Below are 11,146 nucleotides of genomic sequence, written 5' to 3'. Positions count from 1 at the left end.
TATAATGCAGACTCTTAAATAATTAACGGAAACAACCGTCTTTATCTACTTGCATTCAATAAAGAAACTCCAAAGCTACCTTCGAAATAATATAGTATGGAAAATCTCTCAACTAATAATTTTCCTCTCTTTATACCGTGTTATTTCTACTACTCTTCTTCACAGTCAGTACTGTAATTCAATTTATACATTATAATTATAACGTTAATTGAAGAACTGTCAAGAATTTTTTATCATTTTACAGCTTCCTTTGCAAAGGAATTGTCAACTATTTTTTCAAAAGGAGGTCTCTGTGGTATTAAACTGGATTTATATGACTGTATTATATCCATTAATCTATCTAAGTTTTCCTGTTTGATTTCCGGTGTCAGTGCATATGCATTTATACTTCTATAATTTTTGACCACAGATTCGAGTATTCCTTCATCAGTACCAGGGAAAAATGATTTTATAGATTCTGCAACTTCCTTGTCACTGTGTTTTTGAACCCATACCTGACCTTCATATATGGCTTTGGTAAATTTCTTTATAACATCAGGATTTTGTGAAATATAGGATTTGGTTGCAAAGTAACAGGTATATGGAAGGCTTCCCGATGCTCCTCCTACCGAGGCAACTATATATCCATTTTTATCTTTCTCAAGCATACTTGCAGTAGGTTCGAAAAGTGCAACATAGTCTCCCGTACCCGACTTAAAGGCACCTGATGTTGCAGTATATGCAAGATTCGTTATAATATTCACATCTTTTCCAGGTTCAACTTTATTTTTTCTAAGTGCATACTCAAGCGCCATTTCCGGTACTCCCCCTGGCCTTCCACCTATTATGTTCTTTCCCTTCAAATCCTGCCATTTAAAATTTTTCTCATCTTTTCTGCTTACCATAAAAGAACCGTCGGTTGTAGTCATCTGTGCAAATAATATAGGATAATCCTCTCTCTTTTGATTATAGATGTATATTACCTGTTCAGGACCACAGAATCCTATGTCGGCGTTTTTACTCAACACAGTCTGCATTGTCTTGTCTGCTCCCTGTCCTGTAGTAATATCTATCTCAAGCCCCTGCTTTTTGAACATGCCTTCATTTATAGCTGCATACATAGGTGCATAGAATACGGATCTTGCAACCTCGTTCAACCTTACCTTTTTAAGGCTTTTATCTCCATTCTTGCTGCTTCCGCATCCTGAAAAAATTGAAGCTGCCATTACAAAGCTGAACAGAAGTGCCAAAATACTTATTTTATGTTTTTTCATACTTGTCCCCCATATAATTTTTATACTAGTCCATAGTATGAAATAAAAAATGATTTTGTGAAAAACTATTTTTCACAAAATCATTTCCATTAATCATTATTTATTTATATCATCCGCAAATGCAGGTTTGCCCATAAACTCACTGCTTTCAGCTTCAAAGGCTTCCTGATCTTTAAGTGACTTGAAGGCAACGGAGAGCATAAGCTTCAACCTGTTCAGCTGGTTGACCTCACTTGCACCGGGATCATAATCAATGGCAGCTATATTGCTTCCATGATATTTCCTCTTCAATTCCTTTATCATTCCCTTGCCCGTCACATGATTCGGGAGACATGCAAAAGGCTGCATACATACTATATTCCTGGTGCCGCTTTTTATAAGCTCTATCATCTCAGCTGTCAAAAACCATCCCTCACCTGTCTGATTTCCCAGAGAAAGCACACCGGACGCCCCCTCTGCCAGTTCTTCTATGTCAGAAGGCGGTGAAAAACGGCAGCTGTTTTTCAATGCAATTTTCATGTGCCGTCTATAATATTCGATGAACTTTATACCTGCACCTTTTATTATTTCACTCAGCAATGTTCCCGACAGATTTTCATGTTTAAATTTTGCATCGTAAGCACAGTAGAGCAGAAAGTCCGTTAGATCCGGAACTACTGCCTCAGCCCCTTCATTTTCAAGAACCTTGACAATTTCATTATTGGCAGTTGGATGAAATTTTACAAGTATCTCGCCTACTACTCCCACACGCGGCTTTCTCACATTATTTATCTCCAGATTGTCAAATTCCCTTACTATGTTATATATATTCTGCTTAAATTCCACATGACTTCCATTTCTCACATTTCCCTTGCATTTTTCAGCCCATCTTTTATACAGAGAATTTGCAGAACCCGGTATTCTTTCATAAGGTCTTACCCTGTACAATACCCTCATCAGGAGATCTCCATATACAAGTCCCATTATTCCCTTGTTGATAAGTCCCGGTGTAATTTTAAATCCCGGATTTTTTTCCATTCCAACAACATTTATGGATATTACAGGTATATTTTGCATTCCCGCTTCCTTCAATGCCTTCCTCAAAAATGCTATATAGTTGGTTGCTCTACAGCCTCCGCCTGTCTGTGATATCATGACCGATGTATTGTGCAGATCGTATTTCCCTGATTTAAGAGCTTCTATTATCTGCCCTACGACTATTATGGATGGATAACAGGCATCATTGTTTACATACTTAAGTCCTTCATCCACCGCTCTCCTGTCCACTGAAGGAAGCACTTCAAGTTTATAGTTTGAAGCATTGAAAGCTTCCTGAATAAACTGGAAATGTATTGGTGACATCTGAGGACATAATATTGTATGTTTCTTCCTCATCTCTCTGGTAAATACTATCTTTTTGGTATTTTCTCCAACTTTGTGAGGTTTAAAACCTGCCTTTTTCCTCTCTTCCAGCGCAGCCTTCAGTGAGCGTATTCTTATCTTTATTGCACCCAGATTACTTACCTCATCTATTTTAAGTACAGTATACAATTTTTCATACCTATTTAATATTTCCTGAGTCTGATCTGTAGTAACAGCATCAAGTCCGCATCCAAAAGAATTCAGCTGAATAAGTTCAAGATTATCCTGAACTGCTACAAAGCTTGCAGCGGAATATAATCTAGAATGATATACCCACTGATCCACAACCCTCAGAGGCCTTTCAACAACTCCAAGGTGTGCTACGGAATCCTCCGTTAAAACTGCCATGCCATAGGAAGTTATTATGTTTGGTATTCCATGATTTATCTCAGGATCTATGTGATATGGTCTTCCTGCAAGAACTATCCCTGTTTTGCCAGTTTCCCTAAGATATTCAATTACTTCTGTACCTTTTTTTCTTATATCTTCCTTTACACACCTGTCTTCTCTATATGCAGCTTCTACTGCTTCCCTTATTTCTCCCTTTGGTATATTGAATTCACCAAATTCTTCAAACAGCCTGTCTATAAGCCTGTTCCTGTCATCCAGCGGTAAAAATGGATTCTTGAAATTGATATTTTCTTCAGAGAGTACGTCCATGTTGTTTTTTATGACTTCCGGATAAGAAGTTACCATAGGACAATTATAGTGGTTGTCTGCCTTTTTCTGTTCTTTCTGCTCATAAGGTATGCACGGATAGAATATAAATTTAATTCCCCTGTTGATAAGGCTCATTATATGTCCATGTACCAGTTTTGCAGGATAGCAGGCCGACTCTGAAGGTATTGTCTCTATCCCGAGAGCATATATGTCCTTCGTGGATCGAGGTGAAAGTTCCACCCTAAACCCTAATTTTGTAAAAAATGTAAACCAAAATGGATAATTCTCGTATAAATTCAACACTCGCGGAATACCGACTTGTCCTCTAAAGGCCTCATCCTTTTTAAGAGGAACATAATTAAATATTCTTCGATATTTGTAATCAAAAAGATTCGGGATGTCATTGCCGGTATTTTGAATTCCTATTCCTCTTTCACACCTGTTGCCTGAAACAAACTTGTGTCCATCGGAAAATTCGTTTATAGTGAGCAGACAATTGTTTGCACATCTGCCGCATCTATTCATAGCTGTCTTTGCATTAAAATTCTTAAGCTGTTCCCTTTTCAGGAGAGTACTCGTATATGAGGGATTATATCTTTCCTTGGAAATAATAGCCGCTCCAAAGGCTCCCATAAGCCCGGCTATATCAGGTCTTATTACTTCTCTTTCAGATATAAGCTCAAATGCCCTGAGCACGGCATCATTGTAAAAAGTTCCACCTTGGACTATTATCTTTTTCCCAAGTTCTCTTGGATCTCTTATTTTTATAACTTTAAAAAGTGCATTTTTTATAACGGAATATGAAAGTCCTGCAGATATATCTCCTACAGACAGGCCTTCCTTCTGCGCCTGTTTGACCTTGGAATTCATAAATACAGTGCATCGTGAGCCTAAATCCACAGGCCGTTTTGAAGTTTCCGCACTTTTAGCAAAATCCTCAATTTTCATATTCAGGGAGTTTGCAAAAGTTTCAATAAATGAACCGCACCCCGAAGAACAAGCCTCGTTGAGCATTATATTGTCAATTACTCCATCCCTTATTTTCAGGCATTTCATATCCTGTCCGCCAATATCAAGTATAAAATCCACGCCTGGCTGGAAAAATTGGGCTGCTTTATAATGTGATACTGTCTCAACTTCCCCAATGTCTACAGAAAGTGCAGACTTTATAAGTGCCTCTCCATAACCCGTAACTGCCGAATTGACAATTTTAACGTCTTTGGGGAGCTTACCGTATATATCACGTAATATTTCTACTGAAGATCTCAGTGGATTTCCATTGTTGCTTCCATAAAATGAATACAGCAGCTTTCCATTCTCGCTTATAAGTACAGCCTTTGTAGTCGTCGATCCTGCATCTATGCCAAAATAGCAGTTCCCGCTGTAATTTTCCAGGCTCTCCCTTTCAACTACACTGTTGGAATGTCTCTCTTTAAATCTTCTCAATTCCCCATTGTCTTTGAAAAGCGGCCTTAAAGTCTGTACTTCATCAGTTAAAGTGTCACTTAAATGGGAAAGCCTGTCTACAAGGCTTTCAAATGTAATAATCCTCTTGTCCTTGGAAGAAATGGCCGCCCCAAGGGCAACAAACAATTGTGAATTATTCGGAAATATAACCTGATCCTCGGTTAGTCCCAATGTATCTATAAATCTCTTTCTAAGTTCGGATAAAAAATACAATGGACCTCCCAAAAATGCCACATTGCCTTTTATAGTTTTTCCACAAGCAAGTCCACTTATTGTTTGATTCACTACGGATTGAAATATTGATACTGCAATATCCTCTTTGGCAGCGCCTTCATTCAAAAGCGGCTGAACATCTGTTTTTGCAAAAACACCGCATCTTGCTGCTATAGGATATATAACTCTATAATTTTTAGCCAGTTCATTCAATCCTTCTGCATCTGTCTGGAGAAGTGAAGCCATCTGATCTATGAAAGCACCTGTCCCACCTGCACAGGAACCATTCATTCTCTGATCCACTCCATCTTCAAAGAATGTTATCTTTGCATCCTCTCCACCAAGCTCTATGGCCACATCGGTTTGTGGAATAAATTTTTCTATAGTATTCGTACAAGCTACTACTTCCTGTATAAAAGGTATATTGAGCCACTTGGATACTGATAATCCTCCTGATCCCGTAACCATTATGGTGATATCTGAATCTTTCAGCTTTTCATAGGCATCTCTAATAACCCTGGATATAGTACTTTTTATATCGGAAAAGTGCCTTTGATATTTATTGTAAACAATACTGTCTTTAATATCTGATACAACTATTTTTACAGTAGTCGAACCTACATCAAGACCCACGTGAAATAAATTTTTCATACATAATCACCTTTTAAAATAATAGTTTTTTATTGTCAATTACATTATATCATATGTGAGTTATCACGCAATTCTAACATGAAATAGATCATAATTCAAGACACTAATCATAATTGCCCAATATTTACAGCACCAAAATCATCAATCACAATACATTTCGGATTTTCATATAATAAATCATGGTTTACAACATATTAATTGAAATAAACAACCAAACTCTGGCTGGGAGATGATATTTTGGATAAATTAACAGTAAAAGATATATATATGAACTACCATTCACCAAAAGGTTCTACAGAAGCTTTGAAGGATATATGCCTTTCCGTAAAGGAAGGTGAATTTTTAAGTATAGTTGGACCTTCCGGCTGTGGTAAAACTACTCTTTTAAATATAATTGCAGGTCTCATAAAACCTTCCTATGGAAATATATATATAGACAATGAAAAGATAACTTCCGCTTCTGCTAAAATGGGATATATGTTTCAAAGGGACCAGCTCTTTGAGTGGTCAACTGTCTGGGACAACATAACATTAGGTATAAAAATACAACATAAGTCCATCGATTTATATAAGAATAAGATAACTTCACTACTAAAGAACTATGGCCTTATAGACTTCGTAAACTACTATCCCGAAGAGCTATCCGGCGGAATGAGGCAGAAAGTGGCTCTAATAAGAACCCTGGCTCTAAGCCCTGAAGTTCTTCTCCTTGACGAGCCTTTTTCAGCACTTGATTATCAGACAAGACTCAATATAAGCGATGAGATATTTAAAATACTAAAAAAGGAAGGTAAAACAGTTATAATGGTAACTCATGATATTGCCGAGGCAATTTCCATGTCAAATAGAATTCTGGTACTTTCTAACAGACCTGCCAGAGTAAAAAAGATATTTGATATAACCTTTGATCAATCTTATACCTCTCCTTTAAAATGCAGAGAAGATCCTGAATTCAGAATATACTTCAACAAAATTTGGAAGGAGTTGAATATATGATGATAGACAATTTGAAAGAACATCAGCTGTATATAAAAAGTATACGCACTAAGAAAAGGAAAATACTTATATGTAGAACTTTGATTTTAATATGTTTCTTTGCTCTATGGGAAATAGCCGGTGACTTGAAATGGATAGATCCCTTTCTGACAAGTACCCCCTCTAGAATGTGGAAAAACCTGATAAAACTATATATGGAAGGTTCCATGTTTGAACATATAGGTATAACCTGTATCGAAACCATACTTGGATTCCTGATAAGTACAATCCTTGGTGCTTTAATTGCAGTACTTCTGTGGCTGTCTGACTTCGTATCCGAAGTACTTGATCCATACCTTGTTGTACTGAATGCACTTCCTAAAATAGCCCTGGCACCGATAATAATATTCTGGGTAGGCAACGGAATATCGGCTATTATCATGGTAGCCGTACTTATTTCCATAGTAGTGACTATACTGAATGTACTAAATGCCTTTAAAGAAGTTGACAGGGACAAAATAAGATTGTTAAAAACCTTTGGTGCCTCAAAGTTTCAGATTTTGATGCATCTTGTAATGCCCGCCTCAATTCCTGCGCTGATATCTACACTGAAAATAAATGTGGGACTTTCCTGGGTAGGAGTAATTATGGGCGAATTCCTTGTAGCAAAGGAAGGCCTTGGTTTTCTCATAATATTTGGAGGACAAATATCACAATTAGATACGGTAATGCTGAGTATAATAATATTGTCCGTGTTAGCTTATATCATGTACAAACTTGTGGAAGCTGCTGAAAAAAAAGTTAAGAAAAGACTTTTGCATTGATAGCATTCAAAAGAGGATGTCCTGGTTTTGAAACATCCTCTTTTACATTTTTAATATGCATTAGTTGAATAATAATTTTTCATGTGGCAATAATTTAACAATAGCTGTATGTTTAAATTTGTTTAAAGAGGTATTTATTTTATGAAAATTCCAAATCATATAGGAATAATTCCAGATGGAAATAGGCGCTGGGCAGTAAAAAACGGCATGAGTAAAGAAAAGGGCTATGAATGCGGATTAAAGCCTGGAGTTGAATTATTCAGGCTGTGCAAAAAATTGGGCATTCATGAAATTACCTATTATGGTTTCACTGTAGACAACACCAAGAGGCCAAAAATACAGACGGAAGCCTTTACCGAAGCCTGTATCGCTGCAGTAGACATATTATCCAAAGAAAATGCTTCACTTTTAGTTGTCGGTAATTCAAATTCACCTATGTTTCCGGATGAACTACGCCCTTATGTCAATAACAGAACGAATTTAGGCACCGGAGGTATTAAAGTTAATTTCCTTGTGAATTACGGATGGGACTGGGACTTAAGTAATTTAGTCAATTCAAATAACGCAGGCTCAAAAAATAGATCTTCTATTATAGATAATTTAAATTCCTGTGATATATCAAGAATAGATCTTATAATACGTTGGGGAAGCAGAAGACGCTTGAGCGGATTCCTTCCTGTACAGTCAGTTTATTCCGATTTTTACGTAGTTGATACCTACTGGCCGGATTTTAAACCATCAAATCTTACAGATGCATTAAAGTGGTATGCTACTCAGGATACAACCTTAGGCGGCTAGAATACGACTAAAAACCACTTTATAATAAAGTGGTTTTATGCTATAATTTACTTCATGACTTTAAATTGAAAAGAATTCTTTAACATAGAAGGTGCTTTTACTCATTTGTAAAAGATAATAGGGAATCAAGTTATAATCTTGAGCAGCACCCACTACTGTAATTTGGACGAAAGTTTCTAAACCACTGTCTATTGGACGGGAAGGGAAACAAGTAGGATGAAGTTAAGCCAGGAGACCTGCCTTTTATGTGAAACTGAATCTTTGGGATTGAAGATAAGGAGGAAAATCGATGAAAAAATCAACCGTTGTAGGTTACCCCAGGCTAGGTGTTAACCGTGAATTAAAATTTGCAGTAGAATCATATTTCAAAGGAAATACAGATTCCAATGAGCTATTTTCTACTGCCAGCCAGCTGCGTAAGCAATACTGGACCAAGCAAAAAGAAAGTGGAATAGATATTATTCCATCAAATGACTTTTCTTATTATGACAATATGCTTGATATGGCATATCTCTTGAATATCATACCAAAAAGATATCTGGAACTGGAACTTTCACCCCTTGATACATATTTCTCAATGGCAAGAGGTTATCAGAGCGACTCCAAGGATGTAAAAGCACTACCCATGAAAAAATGGTTCAATACAAATTATCACTATATCGTACCTGAAATAGATGATGATATCAATTTTAAACTAAACGATACAAAACCTTTTGATCTCTATAGAGAGGCAAAAAACATCGGTATTGAAACCAAACCAGTAATAATAGGTATTTTTACTTTCCTTAAACTTTCATATTTAAAAACCGATAAAAAATTTGGAGAACTTCTCGATAAGCTTGCAGATGTATATATAGATATATTGGACAGATTTCAAGAGCAAAATATCGATTGTCTGCAAATTGATGAACCAATTTTAGTAACCGATCTGACAGAAAATGATATAAATTTATTTAAAAATGTATACAATAAAATTTTAAATAAAGATTATAAATTCGATGTATTTTTACAGACCTATTTTGGTGATATAAGAGATATATACAAGGATTTGGGAAATCTCAAATTCGACGGTATAGGTCTGGATCTTATTGAAGGTAAGGAAAATTTGGAGCTTATAGAAAAGTACGGCTTTCCGAAGGATAAAATTTTATTGGCAGGCATTGTCAATGGAAAAAATGTATGGAGAAATGACTATAATAAAAGTATCAATATAATTAAGCGTATAAGCAGATATGTGAATTCTGATAAAATTTATATAAGTACTTCCTGTTCCCTTCTTCATGTACCTTATACAGTTACTCAAGAAGGCAACCTGAATGACAAAAATATAAAAAATCTTGATACTGCAAAGGGAACCTTGGACAACCTCGTAAACTTGTCAGAATATATAGAAAGTCTGGCCTTTGCAGATGAAAAATTGACTGAACTCTCGGAGTTAAAAAATCTACTCGATTGCAGCAACTATGAACACGAAAATATCTATATAAAAAATCAGGAAATATTGAAAAGAAAAGAAACTAATCCTCTGTGCCATAATGAAAAAATCAGACAGAGAATCAAAAACTTAAAGCCGGAGGATTTTGTAAGAAAGGATAATCTCGAACATAGAAGGGAAATACAGAACAATATTCTTAAATTACCGCTACTTCCTACAACCACTATAGGTTCCTTCCCACAAACTCATGAAATTAAAAAGTTGAGAAAGGATTTAAGGGAAAATACTATTACACAGGAAAAGTATGAAAATGAAATCAAGGAAAAAATTGAAGCTGTAATTAAACTTCAAGAAAATATAGGACTGGACGTATTGGTTCACGGTGAATATGAAAGAGCAGACATGGTTGAATACTTCGGCAGATTACTTGATGGCTTTTTATTTACACAGAATGGATGGGTACAATCCTATGGAACAAGAGCAGTAAAACCACCTATAATCTACGGTGATATACAGCGTACATCTCCTATGACAGTCAGATGGATAAAATTTGCTCAGAGCAAAACAGACAAACCTGTTAAAGGAATGTTAACAGGACCTGTTACAATTTTAAATTGGTCCTTTCCAAGAGAAGACCTGGAATTAAAACAGATAGCATATCAAATAGGACTTGCAATTGGAGAAGAAGTGCTGGATCTTGAAGCTGCCGGTATAAAGGTAATACAGATTGATGAACCTGCATTAAGGGAGAAACTTCCTTTAAAGTCCGAGGATATTCATAAAAAATATATGGATTGGGCGATACCTGCTTTCCATTTAACTAACTCAAAAGTTAAAAGTGAAACACAGATCCACACACATATGTGTTACAGTGAATTTTCAAATATAATAAATGAAATCAAAGATATGGATGCAGATGTATATTCCATAGAAGCTGCTCGTTCAGATTTCTCAATACTTGATTTTCTAAAAAATAATAATTTCAAATCTCAAGTAGGGCCTGGAATATATGATATACACTCTCCAAGAGTACCTTCGAAGGAAGAACTTGAGAACTCAATAAATATAATGCTCACTAAAATTGCTCCTGACAAACTTTGGATTAATCCTGACTGCGGCTTAAAAACAAGAGGTAATGATGAAGCTGAAAAAAGTTTGATAAACATGGTAGCTGCCGCAAAATCAGTCAGAGAAAAACTTTAATTATATTTTACTCATATATTCAGGATTTTTGAAAATAATATTTATAGAGGTGATATAAATGTTAGATAACAGAAAATCCAATAAAAAAATACCTATTGAAAATCATGAAACTGCTGCCTGGGCAAACATGAAAAAAGCAAAGCCTGTATCAAATGTACCTATCGGAGACGAATTTAATGCGTCCAATGCAAAAGACTGGGTAGACGAAAACGAAAAGTAAAAGTGTAAAAAAAACAGTTCCAGAATCTAAATACGGATTCTGGAAC

Annotated in this window: 7 protein-coding genes, 1 riboswitch and 1 other annotated feature (1 of these 9 only partly in view); of the genes, 5 read left to right on the top strand and 2 right to left on the bottom strand. The window is 35.9% G+C overall.

The annotated features are described in order from the left end of the window. Positions 1–172, bottom strand: a binding site (T-box leader) (it extends 51 nt beyond the left edge of the window). Positions 173–233: 61 nt separating this feature from the next. Together LKE46_RS00810 and LKE46_RS00805 are read right to left on the bottom strand one after the other, a co-directional pair. Then, positions 234–1,253 carry an ABC transporter substrate-binding protein gene (locus tag LKE46_RS00810; RefSeq protein WP_291717527.1) on the bottom strand — a complete coding sequence of 340 codons (1,020 nt, stop codon included), beginning with the start codon at positions 1,251–1,253 and terminating at the stop codon, positions 234–236. Positions 1,254–1,349: 96 nt separating this feature from the next. Continuing rightward, positions 1,350–5,645: a 2-hydroxyacyl-CoA dehydratase gene (locus tag LKE46_RS00805; protein WP_291717524.1), complete on the bottom strand. Its 4,296-nt coding sequence runs from the start codon at positions 5,643–5,645 to the stop codon at positions 1,350–1,352. Between the two features lie 237 nt (positions 5,646–5,882). On the opposite strand from LKE46_RS00805, the gene LKE46_RS00800 reads away from it, so the two are divergent. The 5 genes from LKE46_RS00800 to LKE46_RS00780 all read left to right on the top strand — a co-directional run bounded on the left by LKE46_RS00800 (position 5,883) and on the right by LKE46_RS00780 (position 11,100). Beyond that, on the top strand, positions 5,883–6,641 hold the full coding sequence (locus LKE46_RS00800) for an ABC transporter ATP-binding protein (protein ID WP_291717522.1): 759 nt from the start codon (positions 5,883–5,885) through the stop codon (positions 6,639–6,641). Next, positions 6,641–7,444 (top strand): ABC transporter permease, encoded by an 804-nt coding sequence (locus LKE46_RS00795; protein WP_291725494.1) that lies wholly within the window; start codon positions 6,641–6,643, stop codon positions 7,442–7,444. Before LKE46_RS00800 ends, LKE46_RS00795 begins: the two co-directional genes overlap by 1 nt. Before the next feature lie 141 nt (positions 7,445–7,585). Beyond that, positions 7,586–8,242, top strand: coding sequence for a polyprenyl diphosphate synthase (gene uppS / locus LKE46_RS00790; RefSeq protein WP_291717519.1), 657 nt, complete (start codon positions 7,586–7,588; stop codon positions 8,240–8,242). Positions 8,243–8,314: 72 nt separating this feature from the next. Then, a riboswitch (cobalamin riboswitch) is annotated at positions 8,315–8,500 on the top strand. A 31-nt stretch (positions 8,501–8,531) separates the two neighbouring features. Beyond that, entirely contained in the window at positions 8,532–10,880 is a 2,349-nt protein-coding gene (gene metE / locus LKE46_RS00785) for a 5-methyltetrahydropteroyltriglutamate--homocysteine S-methyltransferase (protein WP_291717517.1), read from the top strand. 58 nt (positions 10,881–10,938) lie between these two features. Next, positions 10,939–11,100, top strand: coding sequence for a DUF3787 domain-containing protein (locus LKE46_RS00780; RefSeq protein WP_291717515.1), 162 nt, complete (start codon positions 10,939–10,941; stop codon positions 11,098–11,100). Positions 11,101–11,146: the final 46 nt, after the last annotated feature.

This window comes from Clostridium sp., from assembly GCF_022482905.1.
Lineage (GTDB): Bacteria > Bacillota > Clostridia > Clostridiales > Clostridiaceae > Clostridium_B.
This window is presented reverse-complemented; position numbering and strand designations above follow the sequence as displayed.

Bases quoted from the DNA above. Each gene is read 5' to 3' on its own strand.
- LKE46_RS00810 (WP_291717527.1), bottom strand. From the start codon at position 1,253: ATGAAAAAACATAAAATAAGTATTTTGGCACTTCTGTTCAGCTTTGTA.
- uppS (WP_291717519.1), top strand. From the start codon at position 7,586: ATGAAAATTCCAAATCATATAGGAATAATTCCAGATGGAAATAGGCGC.
- LKE46_RS00780 (WP_291717515.1), top strand. From the start codon at position 10,939: ATGTTAGATAACAGAAAATCCAATAAAAAAATACCTATTGAAAATCAT.
- LKE46_RS00795 (WP_291725494.1), top strand. From the start codon at position 6,641: ATGATAGACAATTTGAAAGAACATCAGCTGTATATAAAAAGTATACGC.
- LKE46_RS00805 (WP_291717524.1), bottom strand. From the start codon at position 5,645: ATGAAAAATTTATTTCACGTGGGTCTTGATGTAGGTTCGACTACTGTA.
- metE (WP_291717517.1), top strand. From the start codon at position 8,532: ATGAAAAAATCAACCGTTGTAGGTTACCCCAGGCTAGGTGTTAACCGT.